Raw genomic sequence first — 25,119 nt, 5'->3', positions numbered from 1 at the left:
AAACGTATTGCCTCTGAAATACTGCTATATTGATTTTTTTCCACTATTTCCTGAAGTTGATTAATTAAATCTTCAGAAACTCTGATGGTAATTCTGTAAGGGACCGACATTTTAATGGATTAAATTAAAACCCGATATAAAGTTTTGCCATACTACTTTTAGAAACACCATAATGTACATTTTCCTATGTAACCGGTATTAATAAAAAGTATATGGTTCAGTAGGACAATAAAACATTAAAATTATACAACTCAACACACAAAGATTTATTAATATGCATTATATTCAAATTGTGGGCTTTGTGGCGTAGCCGCAAGAACAATTAACATGATAAAACCTTATTTGCATGTAAGGGTAAAGTGTAGAAAGCTGGAGACCTTCAGGGAACAGGCACAAAAATAATATAACTCCCAGAGAGGGTAATGTGCATGGGAAGCATTGCCTGATAGCAAAGCCTTATCAAAAATTAGAGATAAACAATGTATTATCTTATAAAATATGGATATGATGGAACATCATTTACGGGTTTTCAAAGGGGGAATGGTGAAAACAGTGTTGAGGATTCAATTATAAAAATACTGAAAAAATACGGTATTGGAAATAACATTGAAAGTGCAGCAAGAACTGATAGGTATGTATCGGCAAGGGGAAATGTTATGCTGGTTGACACAGATACAAATATAGGAAATGTCATGGGAATCCTGAACGCCAGAATTCCAGGAATGTTCTTTTATTCCTATTCGGCACTTGATAGATATTTAAACCCCAGGCACAACTCCATGAAGCAATATTCATATATTATAACTGAGAATATTGATATATCCAGGGTAATGGAAACGCTTGGAGAATTTGTGGGGCAGCATGATTTTGTAAATTTTTGTAAACTGGACAGTAGGAATACTGTAAGAACTATAAAATCAATAAATTATTCAACCCGCAATGGATTTTACATAATTAATATCCAGGGGCGTAGTTTTGTATGGCATCAGATACGGAGCATGATGGCTTTTGCACTTATGGGGAAAAAACACCCTTTCTCACTGGAAAACAAATTTACGTATCTGGCAAGCCCGGAGCCCCTGGTATTAATGGATATATCATATGATAATGTAACTTTCAAAAACTTCGATTTTAAACGCCATAATCATTATTTCATGGAAAAAGAAAAAATTACCAGGACGGGGTATATGCTTTATGATATTTTTGGGAATAATCGGGACAAACAGGAATAATATGCATATTATTCATGAAAAAATAAAAATAAAATTATATAGAAATAAGTTCTTATGTGCTTAATGATAACAGAACAGATATTCTTAAAGGACTCATACTTAAAGGAATGCGAGGGGAAAGTCCTTATGTGTGAATTTACAGATTTGACTGTGGACAAAACTATTTTTTTCCCTACTATGGATGGGCAGCAGAATGATAAGGGTGAAATAGTTATTGACGGAAAAACTTATGGAATAGTGGACGTGTGGACAGACGGGGACTATATTCACCTTATTTCTCTGGATACATATCCGGAGAATGTGGTTGGAAAAACAATTCAGCAGAAACTGGACTGGGATGTCAGGAGTATCCATATGAGATTCAGGACGGCCATGTTTATAATATCTGGATTGGCTTATAAGTTTTACAACGCCAAATCAAGAATAAGCCAGACATATGATGACAAAGCATGGGTTGATCTTTATATAGACAACATTACAGAAGACATAGTAAAAAATATCACTGAGGAAGCAAACAAAATAGTGAAGCAGAACATTCCCATAAAGATAGAATACATGAACAATAATGATTTTCCACGGGAAAAACAGAGAATGAGCTATTCCACGGGGACATTGCCAGATGATGAAGAACTGAGGGTCATAAACATTGCGGGGCTTCCATTGCAGTCTGATTATGGCCTCTATACGGCAACTACATCCGAAGTAGGCGAAATAGAAGTGGCCAGTTCAACCGTTAAAGGGAAAATAGATAAACGGCTTACAATAACTTTGAAATAAATTTATGCCTGCATAATTTATTTTTATAAATTCCCGGCGAGAATTTTTAATTAAGTCTGTAAAACCGATAGGTTGAATTATGATTATTTTATATGATTTTAAATGGATGAACTGAATTTAATAAATAGACTGAACAGGGGCATTTCGTATATTGGAATTGCTATAGCTGTTCTTGGATTCTTTTTTACAATCCCTTTTCTTATCAAAGACATAAACTCAATAATAGGTGTTTCAGGTTCCTATTTTTACCTTCATATTACCGTTACCAGCAATCTGGCATATATATTTCTAATATCAGGCATTATTATAGTTCTGGCATCTTTCACACCATTCATTTATAACAGCACTAAATTTGCAAGTTTTGATATAAAAAATAATGAGTATTATTTCTCTGCACTTGCTGTTTACATGGCTTTGCTCGTATTTTCCTCTGTAATTATAGAAGTTTTTGATCCGTCAATAGCAGTTAGCCCGGTATCAAAAATGCCATTAGGGGAACAGAATTTTATCTATCTCATGAGTTCTGTTTTTCAGGTTCTCATATTTGAGTTTATACCTATTACAATATTAATTGCCATAATTCTGCTGGCTACAAAAAAGTTCAAATTTTCTTCGTTCCTGAATCCCTACGGTCATGTTAAAGAGTATCTGATAGTTTTTATGATATTGCCCGCAGCAGTAGCTGTCCTAATTACAAATTATAATATTTATGATTCCATTCTAATTTACCTTTCAACACTGGCACTCAGCTTTATTTATATAAGATATGGATTATTAAGATCAGTCTTTGCCAGTTTCGTTTCCTCGTTCATTGAATTTGCACTTACTGCCTTTGCCGGCAATGTTATAGTATCATCGATCACTTCAGTTTTCATATTTATATGGGCATTTCTCGGGCTTTACACTGTGACTTTTTATATTGTAGATAGAAATAGAAAAGCCTCCCGGGAAAGAGGCACGGATGAACCGGCACAATCTGGAGAACCCAATACGGCAGCGAAAATTCAGCCAAGGATCAAAACACCACCTGATGAGCTCTGGATAAGAAGTGCATGCCCCAATTGTGGAAACGTGGAATACAGGATAGGGCCAGATATGTCCCTTGAATGCACAAAATGTGGCCAGAAACTGGATAAAGATTACACAGGGCCATATAATATAATTATTAACAATATTATAGGAAGGAGGCAACCATAAATAGGAAACAGGTATTATTTTATATCACAATATTGTTATATTTCTGTGCTACAATATATTTATAGATAACATTTTTATCGTTTTCCGTGGCAGATAATTTAAAAAGAAATATTCTTGGAACAAACAGGCTTGTATGGCAGGGCTGGGGAATGACTGCTCCCGCCGCTGATATAGCGTATCTCCTTGGAGGTATAGCACTGGTAGCTCTGGGCGCAACTCCACTATCAATACTGGTGGGTTTTCTTATATATTTAACTATATTGAATACTTCCTACAGGTTTTCCAGCAAGTATGTTTCCGCAGGGAGTGATTTTACCTATGTGGGAAAGAGTATAGGGGGATTCATGGCAACATTCGAAGGGTGGAATTTGCTTTTCGGAACAATATTTGCTTATGCGGGGTTTGGCATGCTTGGACTTGCTGGATTTTTTGGCATATTTGATAGTAAAATCTTGACCGGCGGATTATAGATTCCCATAGTACTTGCATTGAATGTTATAACCTTTATAATACTCTATAAGGGAATCCGGTTTTCCACAAATTACCAGATAATAACCGGGATCGCAGAATTCATCATTCTTATAGCCGGGGGAATAGGCCTTGTTATACTTGCAGGGAAGAATAATACGCTTGCGGTTTTTTCGCCGTTTATTGCCAGTGGCGGGATCATAGGATTCGCACATTCCCTTACCCTGTCCGTGGTAACATTTATAGGGTTATCTATAGCATTAACTGCAATTTCTGAAGAAGCACATATACCCAAAAAAACGGTTCCAAAATCATTATTAATTTCCTCAATTATAATAGGCGTTACTATAGTATTCCTATCATATGCTATGACAGTTGCATGGGGGCCATCGAGAATGCTATCCTTTGGAAATTCTGTGGATAATGGGTTAGTTCTTTTCAGAGAAGTGAGCCCAATAATGTTCGGGCTTCTCTTCATATTTACTGTCAATAGTTTCATGGGAAACAATATATCTATGGGAACTTCCATGACACGGATATTTTACGCATTTTCCAGGGATAATATAATTTTCCCCGGAATATTTTCCCGCACTGACAAAAATGGAACTCCTGTTTATACAACAATTTTCATTCTGGCTATATCCGTATTCCTGTGCATGGTATTCGGGATATATTTTGGCCCCATAGATGGAGGCTACGTGCTTTTGTTTGCCGATGCATTTTTCTCATTCCTGATCAGATCCATATCTTCTTCAAGTCTTATAATTTCAACATTTAAGGCAGGGAAAATTAACAAAAAAACCCTCACCGGATATTTGATTGCACCTGTAATTTCAATAGTTGCCCTTATAGCTGTACTGGCATCAAATTTCTTCCCCCTTCCTGCATATCCATATAACTTTGCATCAGTGCTGGGAATCGTAATAATAGTAGTTGTACTTGCAATTACATTAATTACATGGATAAAGAGACCTGACACTGTCAAAAATGCAGGTTCCACAACAGTAGAAGAAACGCCCGCAGATGCAGTGGATTAATAACTGCCACTGGATAAATTACTTTAGTTTAATAATCAAATAGCAATATTTTTTTGAATTCCTGGATGGAGCTATAAAATTTTTTACCGGATATTTTCGTAAATGTTTTTATACGCGCATGAATTCATGAATAGATTATTATGGTAACTAAACCAGCAAGAATGTATTCAAAGATTTCAGGCCCAGCATATACGAGAAAGGAGTTTATGGGCGGGGTTCCTTACCCCAAGATTACCACATTCGTACAGGGTAACCAGAAAAGGGAATTTGAAATTGAAATGCAATTAGTAGCAGAAGAAGCGTGCCAGATAAGGCATACAGCCCTGGAAGCTGCAAGAATTTCTATTAACAGGAAATTACTTGAAAACGTGGGAGCTGGAAATTATTTCCTTCATATACGCGTGTACCCGCACCAGGTAATCCGTGAACATAAAATGGCTACCGGAGCAGGTGCTGATAGGATATCCAGTGGTATGAGAATGGCTTTTGGAAAACCGGTAGGAACAGCCGCAAGAGTCCATATTGGAGAAATTATTATGGTTGGGAAGGTAGACAGAGCCAGCGCTAAAACCATGAAAGATGCTTTAAAGAAAGCTTCCATAAAATTGCCTACACCATGCAAGGTAATAATAACAAAGGGAAAAGAAATAACTTCAAAAATGGGATTATAAATTTATTTTTTTAGGGCCTTTTCACGGCTCGCTATAAAATCCTGAATTAATTTTGCAGCAAGCATTGATGTATTGCCATTATCGTATAGTGGCGTCATTTCATTTATATCAAAACCAATTATTCTATCTGATATTGATGTTAATATGCTGCGAACATCATATGATGTAAGCCCGTATGGCTCTGGAGTTCCAACGCCAGGTGCATATGCCGGGTCGAAACCATCCATATCAATGGAGAAATAAACCCTATCCGATGTTTTTTCCATAACTTCGCTTATAACTTCATCTATGCCTGATGCACGGACCTCATTTGCTGAGATGAATCTAACATTTTCATATTCTCCTGAAGCTATTTCCTCGTATGATGTTGACCTTGTCCCTATTGAGATTATTTTGTTTTTACCCAGGAGTTCAAGAGCCCTTCTTGTAACACATGCATGGTTATTCTTATTGCCCATATATGAATCCCTGAAATCAGAATGGGCGTCAATAATTACCATTGTAATATCTTTAAGGTTGCGCAGTGCACCTACTGTAAGGGAGTGCTCACCACCAAGCATTACCGGTATTTTCTTGTCGTGGAATATTGTAGCAGTGGCCGTTTCAATCTCACTGAGTATATAATCAACATCCTCATAAACCGGGAGGTCCCCAAGGTCACATATTTTTGCATCGAGAAGGTTTATACCATAATTTACCTCATATGATTCAAGATTATCATAGGCAGCCCGTATGGAATTGGGTGCCAGCCTGGAACCTCTCCTGTAACTGGACGTATTATCGAATGGGGCCCCGAATATCACATAATCTGCATCTTCATAGCTGGCCAGCGCGTCAGCAATTTTTAGATTGGAAAACTGCGACATTAATTCTGCAGCATTATTTTCCTTTTTCCCATAGCTTCCCAATATGGCACCTCCATTCCCGGTTTTAATTTATCCTGATCTTCTGGCTCTATTGGCAAAATAAATGTTTCAAAACTTTCAGAATCCATCATCTGTGCTTCATTATTTGCAATAGAAAGTATCTGTGCATTCTTTTTAACGATTATAGGAACCTTGATTTTATGTTTCACTGGGTAAACAACACTGTGCTTCTGCCCATCAAATACTCCTATGGCGACAATTCGCCCTTTTGCTTCACCGTGTTTACCTGGTTTTGACATTGTAATATCAACTATTTTACAGGGTGAATCATCTATTAACATGTATCTTCCTACTTTTAATTCCCTAACTTCAGCTTCTGTCCAGCTCATATCTTATCCTTTGGTTAATATTTTAAGCCTTTATATATTTTTATATCTATATGGCTATTTAGTACTTTTTATTGAATGCGTAATTCAAAATGGCATATTCCCAAAACCACCAGTTCCACCCTTACGCCTGATTGATGAATTTATCAGGTTTTCATCCAGTCCATCCGGCAGTCCTTTGCCGTTGATATAATCAAACAGAATTAATTTGAAAATATTAGTATATGTAAAGTTGAGTATCAATCCAAGAATTATCAAAAGCACGGCAATTATTATAATGGGAAGGATGACAGCAAAGGGTATTCCTGCCCCTGCAAGAACTACTGAGAGTAACAGTAATATGAAACCGGAACCTGTGAAAATAAGTGTATAAATATCTATGTATATGACACCGCCGAATGTGTTTCCAAAATGGGATTTTATTGTTTCCACACTTTTCTCTATTGCTCTTATGGGCCCAAGTTTATAATCAAGTATAGATGGAACTACAAAAAAAGTAGCCACAGTTATTGCAAATGATCCCATTGAAGCAATAATTATGCCGCCTATTCCCCTGACCCGTGATTCTATTGCTCTCAGTATCATCAAAAGCACGCTATAGAGTATTGCCCATTCAAATGCCTTGCCTGAGTACTGCCTTGAAATGGATAGGGCTTGTCCCATGGAAACCGGATTTCCAGACCTGTAACCACGGTAAGATATCATCATGGCTATTATCAGCAAGGTTGCAACGAAGTACGTGAATACATATGCCAGAAAAATACCCAGAATATAATAATAATCAGAATAGGGTGTAACAGGTACCTCAAGAATGAGCAGAACAAAGGTGGCAATGAATATGATACCGCTGATCAGGCCAGTTATTACGGGATATAAATATAATTTTTTATTGCCTGAAATACTCTTTCTAACCTGTTTCGCGAGTTTCCAGCCGCTTTTTAGGCTTTCAAACATAGAAGTGTATTATTATGGGTTATAAATAATTTACTTCCGCAAATTTTGACTCTTCCGTGGTGTTAAAATTCTTTGAGCGGATAATTTTTCCATTTACCATAACCGATTCTACATTCTCAGGGTTGGCTGAAAACACTATATTATTGACTATATTAGAATCATTATATGGCATTGTATTGTATTTGTTCATGTCAAGTATAACCAGATCGGCAAGGTATCCCTCACGAATTATTCCTATGGGGGATTTTAATGCAATTCCCGCATTTCTGGTGGCCATATCCATGATCTGCTGTGATTTTACAGTGTCGGCTGACCAGCGGTCGTTGTTTATTGATATTGCGGAATATTTCATCTCCTCAAACATGTTCAGAGAGTTGTTGCTTCCTGAGCTGTCGGTTCCTAGAGAGACGTTCACATTATTGGATAACAGTTCTGGTACAGGTGCTATGCCACCGGATGAAAGCTTGGCATTGCTTATTGCATTCCATGAAACTGAAGTCTTATATTTTGAAAGAATCTTGATTTCATTCAACGTAATCCAGACGCAGTGGGCAGCAATAATTCTATCTGACAGGAAACCTATTGCGCCAAGATGTTCCACAGGCCGTTCGTTATGTGTTTTTACAAAATCATATACCTCTTTTCTGGTCTCAGAAAGATGTGTGTGCACCATAACGTTGTATTTTTCAGCCAGTTCTTTTACGCGGTAATAGTTCTCATCAGATGATACGTATATGCCCTGAATGCCGGCCATAGGAATTACAGTGCCCGGGTGTTCCTTTCTGATAAAGGCCTCTGCATTTTTTACAGGGTCGCCTCTCTGTGTAGTAAATTCCTGATCAAGGGTGGCCCATGCAAGGAAGCCTCTCATGCCGATTTTCTCCACAGCTTTCTCTACAATATCTTCTGAATAATAAAGGTCAACAAAGGATGTGGTTCCTGAGTTTATCATCTCGTTCATGCCAAGAAGGCTGGAATTATAAATGCCTTCATCTGTCCGCTGTGAATCAAGTTTTGACGTTTTGTCCAGAAATTCTGAAAGTACAATGTCATCGAGTAACCCCTTGAATCCACTCATGCCAACATGTGTATGTGTATTAATGAATCCTGGAATGATAACCCTGTTTTTAGCATTTATTTCCTCATCATGGTCTGGTTTCTCTTTTCCCACATATGCTATTTTATTTCCCTCTACCAGAATGTTGCCATGTATTATATCCCTGGTATCATTTTCTGTGATTACTGTTCCATCCTTGATCAGAATACTCATGGGAGGTAATCCCAATATTATTAATAATTCTTTATGGGATTCTGACTGTTAATGGACAATACTACATATTCTGATATTATGTTTTTATAGGATTTATGGAGAAGTTTCACACCTTAAGAGATGCCTGTGAGTTAAGGACACCTTTTAGGCATCTCAGTACTCTGCTGGGATTTGAAACGTGCACATTTGAAACGGCATTCTGCTTCCTGTAGTTAAGAACTTCTGTTCTGTATTGTTGAATTTTCCCGAATATTGGTTTTCATACGCCCAGACAGTGCAATTCCAAGTTCAAGTGCTTTCATGTTAATGCCGAGTTTTTTCTCGGGAAATGTGTCTTTTAAAACATAAACAACTTCATCGGCAGTCATGGGAAATAGATTTAAACCAAGTGCTACACCGATCATTACTATGTTAACCGCTTTTGATGATCCTGCTTCCATTGCTATCTCTCCCGCCTCAACAGGGTATATCTTTGTTCCCATGCCGTATTTTTCCATCAGATCCTCCAAGCATGGATATTCCTTCTTATGCATGCTCAGGGATATTGGATTGATTTTCTCTGTGCTCATAAGTGCTGTTCCAACGTTTTCAAAGGATTCGATCGCACGAAATGTTTCTATTAATTCAAGCCCAATGACAAGATCACAGGAACCCTGTGAAATAATGGGCCCATAACAGTCTCCAATCCTCACGTCTACTGTGACAGAACCGCCTCTTTGCGAGAGCCCATGAATCTCTGACATGATAACTTTTTGCCCTGACCTCATTGCAGCTTCTGAGATTATATTTCCTGCGGTTATTATCCCCTGCCCACCAACCCCAGCAAGTCTAATATTATAAGTCATTTCTTCACCTCTATTGCATTGAATGGGCAGACAAGTGGTTCAGCACATACCCCACAACCATCGCAAATCGAGGGGTTAATCTGTATCTCACCCTTTTCTATAAACAGTGCTGGACACGAGAAATTCTCCACGCAATTCATACATTTGCCGCACTTATCCTGGTTTACCGTATAAATCTCAATTTCACCATTCTTACGGAGTTTTCTATCACGAATTATGGCACATTCCCTTCTTGAGATGATAACTGAAACTCCGGTCTGGTGCAACGACCTGTTTATAGTTGCAAAAGACTCCTTGAGATTATAGGGATCCAGCAAAGATACATTACTTACACCAATTCCCCTCACAACATCCTCTATTGGAATTCCAGTAACGGGCTTTCCATTATAATCCAATTCATTCCCTGGATTTGGTTGCTGACCTGTCATTGCTGTTGTGCCATTATCCATTATAATAACAAGCATGTTCAGGTTGTTGTGCACGGCGTTTATTAATGGCGGAATGCCAGAATGGTAAAAGGTTGAATCTCCTATGAATGCTATGACCTTCTGATCGGTAACCATGGAAAAACCATTTGCTACACCAATAGACGACCCCATGGATATTAAGGTGTCTGCCTCATCAAATGGGTCATAAGTACCAAGTGAATAACAACCTATATCTGATGCATATATTGGATTTTTGATGTTTGACATTCTGACTGATCTTTTAACCACGTAATAAGTACCCCTGTGGGGACATCCTGGGCATAGAACAGGTGGCCTGGGTGGGAGATCCACTCCTGTTTTTGGTGATTTGCCCTGAATATATCCTGGCATATTTAAAATTCTGGCCAGGGATTGAAGCACAGCATCCGGATTCAGTTCATAAACTAGGGGAAAATAACCATCAAGTTTTCCATAGATCCTGGTTCTGATTCCATTTATCTGCGCAATTGCCCTGATCTTTTCTTCCATGTAGGGGTCCAGTTCTTCAACTATCACCACTTTATCATGTTTTCTCAGAAATTCGGCAATCATTCCTCGGGGTAAAGGGTTGGTGAAGCCGATCTTCAGGACGTCTATTTCAATAGAATGAGAAGCTACTGCATCCATAAGGGAATTGTATCCTGAACCTGATGTTATTGCACCAATTTCACTGACCATGTTAGATTGCGCCTTATTCATGAATGACATGTCAGATTCCACTGCAATTTCACCAAGTTTTTCCATGAGCATTTTTTTCAATCCAATTGCGTTGACTGGCAGGCTTACAAATCTTTCTGGATCTCTTTCAAAAACTCTTCTGGTTCCCTTTATTTTGGGTATTTCTCCAACATTGACCGGACCTCTCATATGGCTAACTCTTGTTGTTGTCCTGAACAGGACTGGAATATGGTACTTTTCGGAAAGTTCAAAGGCTGCTTTCACGAAGTCTTTGGCCTCCTGGGGATTTGAAGGTTCAATCATTGGAATATGTGCAAGATCAGCGTAATGCCTGTTATCCTGTTCATTCTGTGAAGAGAACATTGAAGGATCATCGGCTGTCATGATTACCAGCCCACCCCTTGTCCCTGTATAGACAATACTGACGAAGGGATCAGACGCAACATTCAAACCCACATGCTTCATGAAAACCAGTGATCTCATTCCTGAAATGGAGGCGGCAAAGGCACTTTCAAGTGCCACTTTTTCGTTTACTGAATAGAGAAATTTGATCCCCAGTTTGTCTGCAACATGAGAAAGCGTCTCTCCTACTTCACTTGAAGGGGTACCCGGATAACTGGATGCAAATTCGATTCCAGCCTCGACTGCTCCACGTGCAATCGCTTCGTTGCCGAGAAGAAAAACTGGGTTCTTTTCAATTTTACTATCAATGAACTGGACAAGGTCTGCCATATATATCATATAATTATAATCAATCTCTAAATTAACAGATACCCTTATATGTAAAGTTAGACAATATTTGCCACGGTGAGCTGTCTCATGCTAAAGCAGTGAGTAATCCTGTTTCACCGATAGAACTTAAACTTACATAATGGTGTTGTGATTAAAATTATTATACGAGATGATGTATAAGCGAGCCTCAGATATCCAGCTTGAATACAAGAAGGACTTACCAGGTCTTTATTGAGCTATTTTATGAATTCGTGCATTCATACCTGATGACGCATAATCTGCCCGAACTGAAAAATCCTGTTAATCTAGATGTAAATTTATATGTCAAAATTAAGTATTGTAACCACAATTGTATATGGTTAAAACCATTATACCCGAGTATGCCCGAAATAGTTACAGGGGCATGCATACTATTAATCCACAGAAAACATTTTAACGGTATAATTCACTATTGCCTAGGGAATAGGAGCTTGCAGAATAATTAGAGTTGAACATGCAGGCATATATTGAATATGGATCTAATCAACCCTTAATGGGTATATAAATGGGTGATTCATACTTATTATGCTAGGCAGTGAATTATTGCCTAAAACACCGTCTCGTGAGAAATATTGTATGTACTAGAGGTGAAAGTTGATCTATACGTGAAAGAGTTGGTATATATATAGAAAAGATCTTGGAATGAAGAGACATTTCATCGATTTAATCAACACAACAATAGTTCCTGATCTGAACAAGGCACTTGCAGAATGGGCAAATAACCGGCCCAAGGCGGTGTTCTGGTAATCCCAGGATTTCAAGAATCCAGAATAATTAAGAGACAATGAAATTCTCTCTTGCCTGGGAATTCACCATACCAACATTTCTATGGGAGTGAAGAAATTGGATTGCTTATATACCCATCCAATGTTTAAGAGAGACTTGAATATTCATTATGGAAATATTTTACATTAATACTTTCACCATTGTTGTTGTATTCTGTATTATTATATGGGTAATAGTAGATGATCAGTGGCAGGAATAGTATTATCACAATTATAATCGAAATTATTATTTTATAATGGGATTTTAGGGTCATGGTATCACTCATAAATATAATATTCCTCAGAAATCATTCTTGATGGCATTTTTATTATAGTAATATTATTAGCACTATTGTCCTTGAACATACTCAGATTTTCGCCGTTTAAATAATATATCTTATACCAATCCCCTGGATTTGTAAAGAAATAAAATTGACCGTTTTGTATATTTACAATTTTGAATGAACTTGTGTTAATATTGTAAACAAACATTGTTGAATTGTATGAAACATTATAATTATGATTTCCATCTGAACATCCCGGTTTTAATCCCACTGTGCCGTATATTGCACTCTCCTTCTCAGTGTGGATATTGAATGTGTTATGCAGTTTGCCAGCTGATACAGTAAGGGTAAAATTATAATTACCATTATGCAGGTAGAAATTAGGGATAACAAAGTTTATACCCATGCTGTGGAGATTATCAAATGAACTATATTTGTTAATCCATTTATTCCCTTCTTGTTTACAGTTAATTGGGAGATGTGTGCCTGTTATCTGAACATATTGATTATTATTGTCGCCTGTAGTTGCTATATAGACATACCTTGCATCGATGTTTTTCATGCTTATATTTATATGGGATATTAAACATCCTTCAAGTTGATAGTATGCCGGGTTTGTTAATGTTGTATTCAGGTATGATTCACTATTGCCCAGGGAATAGGAGCTTGCAGAATAATTAGAGTTAAACATGCAGGCATATATTGAATATTCATTATGGAAATATTTTACATTGATACTTTCACCATTGTTGTTGTATTCTGTATTATTATATGGGTAATAGTAGATAATCAGTGGCAGGAATAGTATTATCACAATTATAATCGAAATTATTATTTTATAATGGGATTTTAGGTTCATGGTATCACTCATATAAATTTATTGAAGTGGATTGTCCAGGATTTTTAGAGTCTATATATGAAATAATTGAATTCGAATTATCTTTAAATTTTTCAAAATTAGATCCGCTCCTGTAAAATAATTCATATTTAGTATTGGGTTTAGCGAAGAATAAATAATTTCCATTTTTTATAGGAACTTTGTAAAAATTACCACTATTTACGCTTTTTATATAAACATTAGAGTTAAGTGATGTGTCATAATTATGATTTCCATCTGAACATCCCGGTTTTAATCCCACTGTGCCGTATATTGCCGAGGAAGTAACTGCATTTATGGTTTCTGACGCATTTGCGCTCTTGATTATCCCTGTAGGACCAACGCACTCATAATAATTTGTAGAAAACATATTTATTCTGAATGAATGTTTTAATTCGTTAAGTGGAATATCTATTTTTACAAGCTCTATGCCTCCAAATACATTTTTTCCATGGCCATCAGTACATGGATTGCCACCATTAATGGTATATGCCTCAAATACTGATCCGCTGCCAATTGCGTCAGGGATATGTTCCCCAATCCCGGACAGTGCATAGAGATCTTTGTATATGGAATACTGGCCAGTAACATATCCAGCCCATGGCAGCTGGGAAATTAGTTGAATGCCTATGTTTCTGTAGGCCTGTTTTGGAGTTATTCCCTTACAGCTTGGACCAGTTACGTTTAATCCTTGATTGTAAGATTTTTGTATATTAGTATTTGCACCTGGCGGAGCATTTATCATTGTCAACCCTATTCTCTGGTAGAACGCAGTATAAAATGTATCGGGATTATTAGGATTTGATGTTGGAAAAATAATATCATTCGATATTCCGCTTGATATTAACGGTATTGTTATGGAAAGATTTCCACTATTGTTAGTAATATCATAAATGGATTTTAGGATAACGCTATCATTCTGGTAATTTGAAGTGCTGCCACAATCATTTATGCTGTTTTTTGCAATTCCTAAATTTGTATATCCGTATACTGAATAGCTTCCTGAGTCTGGAGACGACAGGTATATGGTATTATTCCCGTCATAGCCCATCTCATTCATGTACTTCTCAACATGTATGTTTGAATTGCCGAATGTGGAATATGAATTGTGGAAGAATACTGATGGTTCTGGTGCCATAGAATGCATCGAATAGAATTCTGATCCTGAAAGGTATTCTGCATGGAAATTAATATTGCCAGGCATAGAGTTTACATCCCATGTATATGTATATACACCGGTACCGCCAATATAGACTGTATGTACATTTACTCCTGATACAATAAAGTACAGTGCTGTATCACCTGCACCACTTGATTCTGAGAATGATGTTACATCTATCTTAAGTGTAATTGCACTCTCTATGCTTGCTGATGATGGTGCACATGTTTTGCCTGATACATGCCATGAATTTACAACTTCACCTAAGAGCCCATTTGATAGAGATGGATTTATTTTATTTGGAGAATTTGAATCAATTGCAATAGAGGGAGAAGATAGTTGTGATAAGGGCATTATTGAGAACATTGCTACAACCAGCAGGGATATAAATGTAATATATCTACGGTGCATAATAATGTAAACGTCTGACTATATATAAATGTTTGTCTTACCATTTCACCTTTATCCGGTAATGTAATTGATAATGTATGAAAAACAGGAAAAGATTCGTGTGAAAAATATTTTAGGAAAATAGATTTGGTGTAGCATACACACATGCTGGCACAGTCATCCATATACCATGATAATATGACGGATCTGACGAAGGATAACAATGTGATGTGTCTCTTCCTAAAGCACAGAGGTTTCCTGTTTAACTGACAGAACTTGTTTAAACATAGACTTATATTATCCCCATGAGGCTTGAATTCTCTGTACTCCACTGGTACTTTTCTATAGGAGTTGAAGCCTTATTCAGGTACTTCTGTTATTCCTCTTATTCATTACATAAGAATAGTGTTTAAATGTTCTTTCCAGAAATTCATCTACATAATAAACTCAGAGGGTTTCATTCTAATGGATTTTTGTGTAAATTACAATAAAGAAAATTTCGGTATTCTTATTCTGGCTGACTGTTAATCCCATAATTTTGCATTAAGTCATTAAACGAACACCACATTTAACACAGTGAGCGAGAAGTCTTCCCACCAGTGATATGATAAAAGCGACAGAAAAAAGTTATCTATGGCATATTACCTGGATAAAGGTTCGCGCTCCGTTATTCGTTGTAATATCACTTTATCTAGCCGGTGAAATACCGGAAGAAAGTATTTACAAATGATGCCGTTGTGGATTTCCTTAAGATTAAAACCAGAGAGATTTCTGAAACCTTTGATGTGTATATACTGTATGTAGAATGAGGTAAGGATCACTTTCACATGCCTTTCAAGGTTACACTCCTCCTTAACATACCACAATTCATCAATGCGGTCAAACAATAACATCAAGGGAGATACAGCGCAAATTCCATGAAATAAAGAAAAAACTGTCAAAGGGAAAGTTCTGGTCTCCTTACTACTTTCTTGTAACATCCGATCAGGTCACATTAGATATCCTGAAATGGTATGTGGATTCACAGGAGGTTAATCAGGAGAATCTATAGATTCAGGCTCATGGAAATCAGAGTTCCTCCAGATAGGGGTGAACGTGGAATCTGTCACCGGAGATTGGATGAAGCACTGTAAATACGTTTTCTCAAGTCATTTCTGTAGAATGATTCCCTCACAATGCCACTTGAGACAAGTTCCTTCAAAGCGTTCTGAACGGTTTTTCTGTTCAAGCCTGTAAGATCCATTATTCCCGCCTGATCCAGTGGGCCATGGTCCGAAATAACATAATATATAAATTTATTTGATGGCGGGCCCTCAACAGAAGTGGAGGAAGAGGGAATCCCGAAGGTGTCCCCCCTTAGCCCGAGTCTCTGGGTCTCAAGCGCTGCGAGACTTGCAGGAGCGATGTTTCCAAGATTCACCGTGTTACCCATCCTGATCACAAGCTCTACCTGCTGTCTTTCTACAGGCGCTTCAAACATGAGTTTCTCAATCGGGAAGTTCTCAGCAAGCCGGGTTACCCAGTCCCATTTTATTAATCCTTCAATGTCGAATACTCCCACACCTTTTCCAGTTTCCCTTCCCTCTACTATGACAACATCAGGTTCGTATTCCAGATCGCGATTTACCCCTTCAATGGTTTCATCCAGGCTGAGCTGGTTTTTTTCACTCTTTTTTCCAACTTCCATGGTGAAAGGGATGTTATTTGATTTTGCAAAATCAACAATTTTTTTCTTTTGGGAGTCTGGGAGGTCTATAACTCCTTCACTGATTTCCAGGTGAGAAAATCCATATTGGAGAAGACTTGAAAGAGTTCGTTCCAGATGGCCTTTCGCATAGGCTATCTCAAGTGTTGTACCTCCTGGGCTTACATCAATTCCGAGGCCTCTGTATCTTTTTATCCTGTTGATCAGTGTTTTTTCATCCAGTAACATTGAAGTCGTCCAACCTATCTTCATAACATAAATTCTTTCCCTAAGGCTGGAAATAACATCCATATCCACTGAAGAAAGTTTGTCCAGAAGCATATTTTTCCCCATTGAACTGTTCCAGGTTTTGTCATTGATAATATTTTCAGAAAGTCTGTTAATATTCACAGTACATAAAGGAGATGTTTGGTATATGGTTTTCGCATTGTCCCTATATTGCCCATAACGGTTCAAAACTTCCCATTCTGATAATTATTTCAATAAATTGAAAATTATAGAAGATGGAAGAATATTTGGATTTACAGGATCTGAATCCGGTTGAAATGCTGGGAAAAATTGGGAAATATTATGGAAAAGGTGCTGTGTTCACTTCAAGCCTGGGGCTGGAAGACATGGTCATCACAGATATGATTGCCAGAAATAATATTAATGTTGAAATTGCGACTATAGATACAGGAAGACTCCCGGATGAAACATACCAGCTTATGGAAACGGTAAGGTCGGAGATGGGTATTGATTTAAAAATATATTTCCCTGAAAGAGAAGATGTTGAGGACATGATCAATTCCAGAGGAATCAATCTTTTCTACCATTCGTTAGATAACCGCCATTTTTGCTGTAATGTGAGAAAGGTAAAACCACTTAAAAATATACTTCGCAAAAGGTCGGTTTGGATCACAGGAATAAGGGCAGAACAGACTGTTGCAAGAAAAAATGCCAGAAAAGTTGAATATGTAAGGGATCACAATGTCTGGAAAGTCAATCCACTTCTGGACTGGAGCAGGGATGAAATATGGTCATATGTGAGTATTCACAAAGTTCCATACAACATTCTGTTTGACCAGAACTATAAGAGCATAGGTTGCCAGCCATGTACAAAGGCAGTGGGAAAGGATGATGACGAAAGATCTGGAAGGTGGTGGTGGGAGAACGGCGTAAAGGAATGCGGCCTTCATTTGACAGGAGGCGTCAATACAGATCTTAATTTGGGAAAGAATTCTGGTGATATTGTTGATTAACTCTCCGGCAAATATGAATCTCTCAGCGCATGGTGGAAAACTTGTTAATATCCCTGATGTCAGTGATAGGGAAGCACACCATACAATTGAAGTTAGCTACGGCACTGCCATCAGGATAATGAATATGAAGATGGGAATCCTAAGTCCTTTAAAGGGATTCATGGGAGAAAGTGATTTCCATTCTGTGGTTGAGAACCAACGTCTGGAAAATGGTCTTCCATGGAGCATTCCATACACACTGGACATAGGAGAGAAAGAATTCAGATGTGTAAGAGCAGGTGATACTGTCAGGTTAAGCCAGAACTCAGGGGTAATTGCCATAATGGATGTAACAGATATTTACAGATATGACAGGATTGAATACTGCCGGAAAGTATTTGGAACCACCTCAACCGACCATCCGGGTGTCAGAAACATCAGGGAAAGTACGGGTATATGTATGGCCGGGGAAATCAAGTCAGCTAACCTTCCAGAAATTCCATTCCTGAAAGAAACACTTTTTCCGGTGGACACAAGGCAGATATTTCTGGAAAGAGGGTGGAAAACCGTTACTGGATTCCAGACAAGAAATGTTCCACACAGGGGGCATGAAGAGATGCAGAGAACTGCACTGCGTGTTACGGACGGCATTTTCATAAATCCTGTAATTGGTAAAAAGAAACCGGGTGATTACAGGGACGAGATTATTATGAAATCATACGATACCCTCATAAATAATTATTACCCTTCAAACAGAGTCCTCTTTTCACCCCTTCACTATGAAATGTCATATGGAGGGCCCAGAGAGGCCATGATACATGCAATCATGAGAAAGAATTTCGGGTGCACCCACTTTGTAGTGGGAAGGGATCACGCTGGTATCGGAAACTTTTATGGACCATATGACGCCCAGAAAAATCTCCAGGCCTTTGAACTTGGCATAGAAATCATGAATATGGATGAGGTCTTTTACTGCAAGAAGTGCGAACAGCTGGCAACTTCGCGGGATTGTTCCCATGTGGATGGAGATAGAGTTCATTTCAGTGGAACAATGGTGAGGGATACTTTGAAAAACGGATTATCTCCAGAAACTTATCTCTTTAGAAAAGACGTATATGAAACAATAAACAGGCATGATAATAAATTTGTCGAGCGAGTTTAGACAGGAATGCGAATGTAATTATGCAGTGAATAAGTAAAGAACAGGATGTGGAAAATATTAAGATGTGACTACTAGGCGAATGAAACGGAGGCACTATAACAATACATAAGGTTTGAGTGCAGTGGATATTAATTCCTAATTCCCGATCTTACCTTCACAGCCGCACCGTTATTCAGGTCTACCATGGCCCTTGATGGCATTAATGCTGTACCGGTCCCCCTTAATTCATTGTTGTATGTCATTATGACCTCATCAAAGGCTTTTATATCCGGTGTGGCATTCTGAATGCCCATGGCATATACAGTAGATGTGGGCCTGAAATCATCTATTGAAACATTGAATTTATCATTTTCAAGGAAAAATTTTCCCGATTCCGGAGTAATGGAAAAACGCCCTATGGATTCATTGTACACGAAAAGTATTCTGCTGCCCTCCACAATCATGTCCTGATGGAAACTGTTTATTAACTTTACATTGGAAATGTATGGAATTATCCAGTCACCAAATTGAAACCTCAATAAAGCACGGTAATCATCCAGTTTCTTGGCATATTGACTTTCTGCTGTCACGGTGTCCTTCAAAACAGTTGCAAGCCTTGCTATATTATTATCATCTGTAACTTTTCCCTCTATTATTTTTGCATTGTCTGGTATGGCATCACGAACAAAATCAAGGTCCTCCGGTATATATGCTATTACATCTTCATATCTATTTTTGTTAAAATATGCAGAAATGAGATTTTTCATCATGAGTTTTTCATCCTCATACCATGTGCCTATGACAGGTATATCATAAAAACGGGCGGGGTATCCCTTTTCCAGCTCCCGGGGAACTAGCCCAACGGGGGATGTAACAATCAATTCGTGGAGATATCTTCTGTACTGCCATATTCCTGAAAGTATTTTCTTATGGGTTTTTGAATCAGAATAGGGTTTTTTGGCGGAACATGGAAGCAGAAGTGCAATATTCCTGCGGTCTGGTTTTACATAGGATGATATTTTATTTCTGTAAGCAACAATATCAGGCCTGTTGAGTGACTCCAGGGAGTTGGCCTGGATATAGGGTGTCCTTGATGGAAATACACTGGAAAAATCTTCATAATATCTTGTGTCTGCTATTCTCAATATTTCCATTGCCTTTCCAGATATGGCAATTTTTTCTACTATTTCCCGCAATGTGTTATCCCGGGTTGAGACAAAAATTGATTCCAGTATAGATTCTGCAAATTGTATGTTCTCTTCAAAGGGTTCATAATCAACTCTTGATTTCCCGGCAACGTTGTATTTTATATGTTCCCTGCTTTCCTTTCTTATATACAGATCGTCAAAAATATTGACCCCAAGATAGGACAGTACCGGCATAAGATATGGATCTGAAATTCCCTGGAGATAAAACATTTTTGTGAAACCGTATTTTTTCCGTAATTCCATAAGAAACGAAACGAGGTGCACTGGCCTCTGTATTAATTCAAGGCCATTGTATATTATGATTATATCATTCCCTTCAATAATTTTTTCGCCGCTAAGGAAGGATGGATAGTATATTTTTTTTTGAAATTTTTCTCCCAATATTTCTATACTATCCTTCTCATTTTTATAGTCATCTGAAAATGTGTTTAATAAAATTGGGAATCTTTTTCCATTTCTGTATCCTGCCCATGTGAATCCCATCACGTATTGTTTGTCTTTTATCTTTTCAGGCATAGAATGCTATTAAAACAGATTATATATACTTTTAAAAATTATTTTGTGGTGATCCTTACCACATTGCTTCCACGTATGATGACTTTGCCGATTTTTCTCTGAACCTCTCCGTTCTCCTCTGCATCGTCCAGGGTCATGTTCATATACTCATCATACCCAACCAGTGTACCTACAAGCGACCTGTTGTCCTTTAATAATAACGTAACTTTTTTGTTTAAATTTTCCTCAAGCATTTTCATTGGTAATGTTGCCATTTTATTCACCTAATTATATTCATCCTCGTCGTTAAACTGATTGTCATGGTCCATCATGACTTTTATCAGGCCACCTAAAAGCTCCTTCATACTATCTATTTCCTTTCTCATATCCCTAACTTCTCTGGAAAGCTCCTGGACGTCCTTTATTTTATCAGCTTCTTTCATAATTAACACCTGATATATTTATATTGCCATAATCTGAGGCAATTTTTCTCTGCTCGACTCTCCCACAGTTCCTGCAGTATAGTTTTCCATTCTCTGCAACTAGGTCGCTCCTGCATATTGTACATTTGCTCTTCAGTATACCAAGATTGGGGTCAAATATTGTGGCATAAAGTGGTCGTGTACTTATAATTTTTGCCCTTACAAGGTCTCCAAGAGTAATAATATGAGAATACATAGTTTTGTTGGGAATTGGCAACTTAAGCCTGGCCTCTGTGTTGGCCGGTACAAGGGCATTTCCTTTTACAACCCCTGAAATCAATATTACTGCCTCCTTGTTTAATATTTTTATTATTTTGCCATATACAATGTCATATCTCTTTACTATTACTGGCTGCCTGGATGTATCAACCGATATGGTAAGAGATTTGTCATCCCTGCTGACTCTTCCGAAAGCAGTAGATATGACATCACCATCAATGTCCTGTGTATTCTTTCCTGAAAGGTATTCTTCCTCCTTGGCTATTATGTCACCTGGGAATACTATATCTTTAACTTGTTCCATTCAATTACCTCTATCACGCTATGCAATTATCAATTACTGGTTGATTCAACATATGTGCATAACATGCTTTTATATTAAGTAATTCATTTATTATTAATTTTTTGATTGGTACCCTCAGGCAGAATGAAGTAAATTTAATAGCCGCAACACGTTCAATATTATAATAAGGGTGAATACAAATGTGAGATACGGCGCAGTATACACAAACAGCCGGAAAGAGGTTTTTCTCCCTGGATTTTTTATGAAATTGTATGAGAATATTATTACAGGAATTGATAAAATTGCTACTGGTATAAGATAAACAAGATTGTAAAACCCCATAAAATAGGGTATTAAAGAGAATACTATCAGTAATACTGATGAAAATGATATGGCAATTGCTGTAGACCTGTCGGAATGAGTGACTGGAAACATTGGTACATTTGCCTTTTTATAATCTTCCCTGTATCTGTATGCAAGGCTCCATACATGAACGGGAATCCAGAACATGACAAGGAAAAATAATATCCATGGAAGCCATGAAAAGTCTGATGTTATAGTATACCATCCTATAAGGACCGGAAAAGCGCCGGAAAAGCCACCATAAATAATACTGTAGGGTGAAACCTTTTTAAGAAGATAACTGTAGATGAATACATTGTCAAATATCCCGATTGACATGAATATAGATGCTATGAATCTTCTGAATGCCAGCAGTATTATCACAGACAGTACTGCAAGGGAGTAGCCGAACATAAGAGCCTGTTTTTTGGTTATCTCGCCAGTTGGCAATGGCCTATTTTTGGTTCTTTCCATTGTAGAGTCCATTTCAAGGTCAATGTAATTTGTCAAACCCTCAGCGCCCATTGACCCCATTGTAACAGCTGCAATAGCCACAAGTATCATTATTATGTTATTAAAAGAAAAATTATTAACAGCCAGTATAGCCCCACCAAAAGCAATAAAAACTAGAAGCCACCAGACCTTTGGTTTTGAGTATTCTATATATATAGCTATTTTACTTGGCATTAAATCTTAATCTTTATGTTAATCTTAAATAAATATATTGGCTAATCCATGAAATTTATAGCTATTAAACTTACAGGATTAATGATCAAGACAATAAAAATGAAATGTTTATAAGGTTGTTATCAATGAAAGACTAATGTCAGACGGAAACAACATCAACAAAATCATGGAAAGGACAAGAAACGATAATAGCTTAAGGGATATCCCTGGAGTTCTCGTCCCAGTTTGGCAAATAAAAATACGTGAAAGATTTGGCATTAATGTTGACAGGGAAATAGCAGAATATATTGTTCTTGCGGTTCATGAAAATGGTACATGGAAAAAGCAGAGGGCTGTAAGAAAAATTGAAAAAATACTCATAGAGAGAGGCAATGAAATGCCGGTAGCCAAAAAACTCGCAAAAAACATATTGGAGATGGCAGTTGGAACCGCACAGGAATAAGATAAATAAGAAATCGCTGGAAATTTTTTTGTCCATGCTTGAAAAACCAGCTTCCTATAATATTGATCTGGAACAGTATCCCACTGATGCAAACTCTGCGTCAACCCTTTTGACTGAAGCATACATGGACGGAAATATTTTAGGAAAAACAGTAATAGATCTTGGAACGGGCACTGGAATATTCGCCATAGGGTCGTGCTACCTTGGGGCGAGCCATGCTACGGGAATAGACATAGACCCTGCTATGATTGAGATATCCAGAAGGAATGCAGAACCGTTTCCATGTGCTGAATTCATAAATTCTAGTATTTCAGAGGTTCATGGCAATTATGATACGGTCATAATGAATCCGCCATTTGGATCTGTTATAAAGCATGACGACATGCCATTCATAATAAAAGCCCTGGAAATAGGGACACACATATACAGCATACACAATATAAAGAGTTATGGATATATAAAAGAATTTTATTCAGAAAGAATGCGGTTAATAAGGCAGGAAAGGATTTTTATAAAGGTCCCCAGGATATATCCACACCACACTGAGGCATACCATGAAATAGAATCACTGCTTGTATATGGCATTAAGAATTAAAAAAATAATTATACATAGTTATAATATCCATTGGTTCAAATGGCCGGGGTGGGGTAATGGACATCCTTGGGGACTGTGGATCCCCGGACCCGGGTTCGATTCCCGGTCCCGGCCCTTGTTTCTTTTTCTGTAGCTATAGGAATACTATGATCAATTGTTATTCCTTTTGCCACTAAATAACATGTTTAAAGACCGCATAGGGAATGAAACCGATAGATTGAATTATAAAATTACTATCATGTCCCATGGAAATAAAAAGAGAGGATTTGTTAAAGAATCCTGTAAAGGACATGAAGATAAATAAAAACACTACTTTAATGCAATTAATGGAAATGTTTGGCACCAGCGGCGGTTTCACATCAAAAAAGATATTTGAGGGTTATCAGATTTTAAAGGAGGAATTTACATCAGATGAAACCACATTTCTTTCATTCCCAGCAGATATAATATCCACTGGCACAAGAGGTATAATAAACCAGCTTGTAAAAAACAAACTTGTCGATGTTATTATCACCACCAACGGAACACTGGACCATGATATTGCACGTGTGTATACCGATTATTATGCAGGTACATTCAATTTTGGCGATGAAAAACTTAAGGACATGAATATAAACAGGTTGGGGAATGTATTTGTCCCTGATGAAAGCTATGGTGTCATAATAGAGGAAAAACTGATGCCCATGATAGAGGAGCTATACAGCAAAAAGAAAGAATGGGCACCTGTAGACCTGATTAGGGAGGTTGGGTTAAAGCTGAACAATGAGAACTCAATTCTATATAATGCCGCAAAGAATGGGATACCGGTATTTGTGCCCGGCATAACCGATGGCTCTTTTGGATCACAGTTATGGTCTTTCTATGAGATGCACCATGATTTCAGGATAAATTTGCTGGAAGATGAACACAGGCTTTCGGACATAGTTTTTGATGCAAAGAAAACAGGTGCACTGATGATAGGCGGTGGCATTTCTAAGCACCATACAATATGGTGGAATCAGTTCAGGGATGGCCTTAACGAGGCAGTTTACATAACCACAGCGCAGGAATACGATGGGTCATTGTCTGGTGCAAAGCTTGAGGAAGCCATCACGTGGAAGAAAGTAAGAAAGGATGCAAAATTTGTAAATATTTATGGGGATGCAACGGCCATTCTTCCCATTATGGTTGCACCGTTTCTTTGAACTTTTATCTATTTATTAGTTTT

27 protein-coding genes, 1 tRNA gene and 1 pseudogene are annotated in these 25,119 nt (G+C 37.6%); 13 read left to right on the top strand and 16 right to left on the bottom strand.

Annotated features, from left to right (window positions below; genetic code table 11):
* Positions 1 to 110 (bottom strand): ribbon-helix-helix domain-containing protein (locus tag AMDU4_RS01795; protein ID WP_021786264.1); only part of this gene is annotated, 110 nt, incomplete at its 3' end.
* Positions 111 to 479: 369 nt separating this feature from the next.
* Here AMDU4_RS01795 and AMDU4_RS01790 point away from each other — a divergent pair.
* The 6 genes from AMDU4_RS01790 to AMDU4_RS01765 all read left to right on the top strand — a co-directional run bounded on the left by AMDU4_RS01790 (position 480) and on the right by AMDU4_RS01765 (position 5,382).
* Entirely contained in the window at positions 480 to 1,232 is a 753-nt protein-coding gene (locus AMDU4_RS01790) for a tRNA pseudouridine(38-40) synthase TruA (protein WP_009887239.1), read from the top strand.
* Positions 1,233 to 1,295: 63 nt separating this feature from the next.
* Complete coding sequence (locus tag AMDU4_RS01785; RefSeq protein WP_009887238.1) at positions 1,296 to 2,009, top strand: alanyl-tRNA editing protein; 714 nt, start codon at positions 1,296 to 1,298, stop codon at positions 2,007 to 2,009.
* 102 nt (positions 2,010 to 2,111) lie between these two features.
* Entirely contained in the window at positions 2,112 to 3,206 is a 1,095-nt protein-coding gene (locus AMDU4_RS01780) for a hypothetical protein (RefSeq protein WP_009887237.1), read from the top strand.
* A gap of 86 nt (positions 3,207 to 3,292) precedes the next feature.
* Positions 3,293 to 3,676: an APC family permease gene (locus tag AMDU4_RS01775; RefSeq protein WP_021786263.1), complete on the top strand. Its 384-nt coding sequence runs from the start codon at positions 3,293 to 3,295 to the stop codon at positions 3,674 to 3,676.
* An 18-nt stretch (positions 3,677 to 3,694) separates the two neighbouring features.
* Positions 3,695 to 4,711: an APC family permease gene (locus tag AMDU4_RS01770; protein WP_021786262.1), complete on the top strand. Its 1,017-nt coding sequence runs from the start codon at positions 3,695 to 3,697 to the stop codon at positions 4,709 to 4,711.
* Positions 4,712 to 4,851: 140 nt separating this feature from the next.
* Positions 4,852 to 5,382, top strand: coding sequence for a 50S ribosomal protein L16 (locus AMDU4_RS01765; protein WP_019841616.1), 531 nt, complete (start codon positions 4,852 to 4,854; stop codon positions 5,380 to 5,382).
* A 2-nt stretch (positions 5,383 to 5,384) separates the two neighbouring features.
* On the opposite strand, the gene speB is transcribed toward AMDU4_RS01765, so the two are convergent.
* From speB to AMDU4_RS01720, 9 genes are all read right to left on the bottom strand, one after another.
* The gene (speB, locus tag AMDU4_RS01760) at positions 5,385 to 6,290 is read right to left on the bottom strand and encodes an agmatinase (protein WP_009887234.1); all 906 of its coding nucleotides are present in this window, start codon (positions 6,288 to 6,290) and stop codon (positions 5,385 to 5,387) included.
* Positions 6,248 to 6,637, bottom strand: a complete 390-nt coding sequence (locus AMDU4_RS01755) for a translation initiation factor IF-5A (RefSeq protein ID WP_009887233.1) — start codon at positions 6,635 to 6,637, stop codon at positions 6,248 to 6,250. The genes speB and AMDU4_RS01755 overlap by 43 nt, the downstream gene beginning before the upstream one ends.
* A gap of 84 nt (positions 6,638 to 6,721) precedes the next feature.
* Positions 6,722 to 7,588, bottom strand: a complete 867-nt coding sequence (locus tag AMDU4_RS01750; RefSeq protein WP_021786261.1) for a DUF6159 family protein — start codon at positions 7,586 to 7,588, stop codon at positions 6,722 to 6,724.
* A gap of 19 nt (positions 7,589 to 7,607) precedes the next feature.
* Positions 7,608 to 8,858 (bottom strand): amidohydrolase family protein, encoded by a 1,251-nt coding sequence (locus AMDU4_RS01745; RefSeq protein ID WP_009887231.1) that lies wholly within the window; start codon positions 8,856 to 8,858, stop codon positions 7,608 to 7,610.
* A gap of 212 nt (positions 8,859 to 9,070) precedes the next feature.
* Positions 9,071 to 9,703, bottom strand: coding sequence for an indolepyruvate oxidoreductase subunit beta (locus AMDU4_RS01740; RefSeq protein ID WP_021786260.1), 633 nt, complete (start codon positions 9,701 to 9,703; stop codon positions 9,071 to 9,073).
* The gene (gene iorA, locus AMDU4_RS01735; protein WP_009887229.1) at positions 9,700 to 11,589 is read right to left on the bottom strand and encodes an indolepyruvate ferredoxin oxidoreductase subunit alpha; all 1,890 of its coding nucleotides are present in this window, start codon (positions 11,587 to 11,589) and stop codon (positions 9,700 to 9,702) included. The genes AMDU4_RS01740 and iorA overlap by 4 nt, the downstream gene beginning before the upstream one ends.
* 901 nt (positions 11,590 to 12,490) lie before the next feature.
* Entirely contained in the window at positions 12,491 to 12,658 is a 168-nt protein-coding gene (locus AMDU4_RS01730) for a hypothetical protein (RefSeq protein WP_290703894.1), read from the bottom strand.
* Between the two features lie 4 nt (positions 12,659 to 12,662).
* Positions 12,663 to 13,526: a hypothetical protein gene (locus AMDU4_RS01725; RefSeq protein ID WP_019841613.1), complete on the bottom strand. Its 864-nt coding sequence runs from the start codon at positions 13,524 to 13,526 to the stop codon at positions 12,663 to 12,665.
* 4 nt (positions 13,527 to 13,530) lie between these two features.
* A complete protein-coding gene (locus AMDU4_RS01720) occupies positions 13,531 to 15,114 on the bottom strand; it encodes a hypothetical protein (RefSeq protein WP_009887227.1) in 1,584 nt (527 codons plus the stop codon).
* A gap of 612 nt (positions 15,115 to 15,726) precedes the next feature.
* Between AMDU4_RS01720 and tnpA the strand changes: the two are divergent.
* Positions 15,727 to 16,144: pseudogene (gene tnpA / locus AMDU4_RS14055) on the top strand (IS200/IS605 family transposase).
* Positions 16,145 to 16,198: 54 nt separating this feature from the next.
* Here the strand turns inward: tnpA and AMDU4_RS01715 are convergent.
* Entirely contained in the window at positions 16,199 to 17,188 is a 990-nt protein-coding gene (locus AMDU4_RS01715) for a phosphosulfolactate synthase (RefSeq protein ID WP_290703891.1), read from the bottom strand.
* Between the two features lie 113 nt (positions 17,189 to 17,301).
* On the opposite strand from AMDU4_RS01715, the gene AMDU4_RS01710 reads away from it, so the two are divergent.
* Both AMDU4_RS01710 and sat read left to right on the top strand, forming a co-directional pair.
* Complete coding sequence (locus AMDU4_RS01710) at positions 17,302 to 18,039, top strand: phosphoadenylyl-sulfate reductase (protein WP_009887224.1); 738 nt, start codon at positions 17,302 to 17,304, stop codon at positions 18,037 to 18,039.
* A complete protein-coding gene (gene sat, locus AMDU4_RS01705; RefSeq protein WP_009887223.1) occupies positions 18,032 to 19,180 on the top strand; it encodes a sulfate adenylyltransferase in 1,149 nt (382 codons plus the stop codon). The genes AMDU4_RS01710 and sat overlap by 8 nt, the downstream gene beginning before the upstream one ends.
* Positions 19,181 to 19,308: 128 nt before the next feature.
* Here the strand turns inward: sat and AMDU4_RS01700 are convergent, their stop codons facing one another.
* The 5 genes from AMDU4_RS01700 to AMDU4_RS01680 form a co-directional block, all read right to left on the bottom strand.
* Positions 19,309 to 20,883, bottom strand: a complete 1,575-nt coding sequence (locus tag AMDU4_RS01700; protein ID WP_009887222.1) for a DUF5591 domain-containing protein — start codon at positions 20,881 to 20,883, stop codon at positions 19,309 to 19,311.
* Between the two features lie 38 nt (positions 20,884 to 20,921).
* On the bottom strand, positions 20,922 to 21,137 hold the full coding sequence (locus AMDU4_RS01695) for an LSM domain-containing protein (protein WP_009887221.1): 216 nt from the start codon (positions 21,135 to 21,137) through the stop codon (positions 20,922 to 20,924).
* Positions 21,138 to 21,146: 9 nt separating this feature from the next.
* Positions 21,147 to 21,305 (bottom strand): hypothetical protein, encoded by a 159-nt coding sequence (locus AMDU4_RS01690; RefSeq protein ID WP_009887220.1) that lies wholly within the window; start codon positions 21,303 to 21,305, stop codon positions 21,147 to 21,149.
* Positions 21,292 to 21,867 (bottom strand): exosome complex RNA-binding protein Csl4, encoded by a 576-nt coding sequence (locus tag AMDU4_RS01685; protein WP_009887219.1) that lies wholly within the window; start codon positions 21,865 to 21,867, stop codon positions 21,292 to 21,294. The genes AMDU4_RS01690 and AMDU4_RS01685 overlap by 14 nt, the downstream gene beginning before the upstream one ends.
* A 114-nt stretch (positions 21,868 to 21,981) precedes the next feature.
* The gene (locus AMDU4_RS01680) at positions 21,982 to 22,875 is read right to left on the bottom strand and encodes a heme o synthase (protein WP_009887218.1); all 894 of its coding nucleotides are present in this window, start codon (positions 22,873 to 22,875) and stop codon (positions 21,982 to 21,984) included.
* 136 nt (positions 22,876 to 23,011) lie between these two features.
* Here AMDU4_RS01680 and AMDU4_RS01675 point away from each other — a divergent pair, with 136 nt between their 5' ends.
* The 4 genes from AMDU4_RS01675 to AMDU4_RS01660 all read left to right on the top strand — a co-directional run bounded on the left by AMDU4_RS01675 (position 23,012) and on the right by AMDU4_RS01660 (position 25,096).
* Positions 23,012 to 23,317 (top strand): hypothetical protein, encoded by a 306-nt coding sequence (locus tag AMDU4_RS01675; protein ID WP_009887217.1) that lies wholly within the window; start codon positions 23,012 to 23,014, stop codon positions 23,315 to 23,317.
* Positions 23,298 to 23,912, top strand: a complete 615-nt coding sequence (locus AMDU4_RS01670; protein ID WP_009887216.1) for an METTL5 family protein — start codon at positions 23,298 to 23,300, stop codon at positions 23,910 to 23,912. Before AMDU4_RS01675 ends, AMDU4_RS01670 begins: the two co-directional genes overlap by 20 nt.
* A gap of 42 nt (positions 23,913 to 23,954) precedes the next feature.
* A tRNA-His gene (locus AMDU4_RS01665) sits at positions 23,955 to 24,026 on the top strand.
* 131 nt (positions 24,027 to 24,157) lie between these two features.
* On the top strand, positions 24,158 to 25,096 hold the full coding sequence (locus AMDU4_RS01660) for a deoxyhypusine synthase (protein ID WP_021786258.1): 939 nt from the start codon (positions 24,158 to 24,160) through the stop codon (positions 25,094 to 25,096).
* The last annotated feature ends 23 nt before the right edge of the window (positions 25,097 to 25,119 follow it).

The sequence above is a fragment of the Ferroplasma sp. Type II genome, from assembly GCF_000496155.1.
This window is presented reverse-complemented; position numbering and strand designations above follow the sequence as displayed.

Bases quoted from the DNA above. Each gene is read 5' to 3' on its own strand.
- AMDU4_RS01700 (WP_009887222.1), bottom strand. From the start codon at position 20,883: ATGCCTGAAAAGATAAAAGACAAACAATACGTGATGGGATTCACATGG.
- AMDU4_RS01785 (WP_009887238.1), top strand. From the start codon at position 1,296: ATGATAACAGAACAGATATTCTTAAAGGACTCATACTTAAAGGAATGC.
- AMDU4_RS01680 (WP_009887218.1), bottom strand. From the start codon at position 22,875: ATGCCAAGTAAAATAGCTATATATATAGAATACTCAAAACCAAAGGTC.
- iorA (WP_009887229.1), bottom strand. From the start codon at position 11,589: ATGATATATATGGCAGACCTTGTCCAGTTCATTGATAGTAAAATTGAA.
- AMDU4_RS01730 (WP_290703894.1), bottom strand. From the start codon at position 12,658: ATGACCCTAAAATCCCATTATAAAATAATAATTTCGATTATAATTGTG.
- AMDU4_RS01720 (WP_009887227.1), bottom strand. From the start codon at position 15,114: ATGCACCGTAGATATATTACATTTATATCCCTGCTGGTTGTAGCAATG.
- AMDU4_RS01690 (WP_009887220.1), bottom strand. From the start codon at position 21,305: ATGAAAGAAGCTGATAAAATAAAGGACGTCCAGGAGCTTTCCAGAGAA.
- AMDU4_RS01740 (WP_021786260.1), bottom strand. From the start codon at position 9,703: ATGACTTATAATATTAGACTTGCTGGGGTTGGTGGGCAGGGGATAATA.
- AMDU4_RS01790 (WP_009887239.1), top strand. From the start codon at position 480: ATGTATTATCTTATAAAATATGGATATGATGGAACATCATTTACGGGT.
- AMDU4_RS01675 (WP_009887217.1), top strand. From the start codon at position 23,012: ATGTCAGACGGAAACAACATCAACAAAATCATGGAAAGGACAAGAAAC.
- AMDU4_RS01660 (WP_021786258.1), top strand. From the start codon at position 24,158: ATGGAAATAAAAAGAGAGGATTTGTTAAAGAATCCTGTAAAGGACATG.
- AMDU4_RS01765 (WP_019841616.1), top strand. From the start codon at position 4,852: ATGGTAACTAAACCAGCAAGAATGTATTCAAAGATTTCAGGCCCAGCA.
- AMDU4_RS01755 (WP_009887233.1), bottom strand. From the start codon at position 6,637: ATGAGCTGGACAGAAGCTGAAGTTAGGGAATTAAAAGTAGGAAGATAC.
- AMDU4_RS01745 (WP_009887231.1), bottom strand. From the start codon at position 8,858: ATGAGTATTCTGATCAAGGATGGAACAGTAATCACAGAAAATGATACC.
- AMDU4_RS01750 (WP_021786261.1), bottom strand. From the start codon at position 7,588: ATGTTTGAAAGCCTAAAAAGCGGCTGGAAACTCGCGAAACAGGTTAGA.
- AMDU4_RS01695 (WP_009887221.1), bottom strand. From the start codon at position 21,137: ATGGCAACATTACCAATGAAAATGCTTGAGGAAAATTTAAACAAAAAA.
- AMDU4_RS01710 (WP_009887224.1), top strand. From the start codon at position 17,302: ATGGAAGAATATTTGGATTTACAGGATCTGAATCCGGTTGAAATGCTG.
- AMDU4_RS01725 (WP_019841613.1), bottom strand. From the start codon at position 13,526: ATGAACCTAAAATCCCATTATAAAATAATAATTTCGATTATAATTGTG.
- AMDU4_RS01685 (WP_009887219.1), bottom strand. From the start codon at position 21,867: ATGGAACAAGTTAAAGATATAGTATTCCCAGGTGACATAATAGCCAAG.
- AMDU4_RS01780 (WP_009887237.1), top strand. From the start codon at position 2,112: ATGGATGAACTGAATTTAATAAATAGACTGAACAGGGGCATTTCGTAT.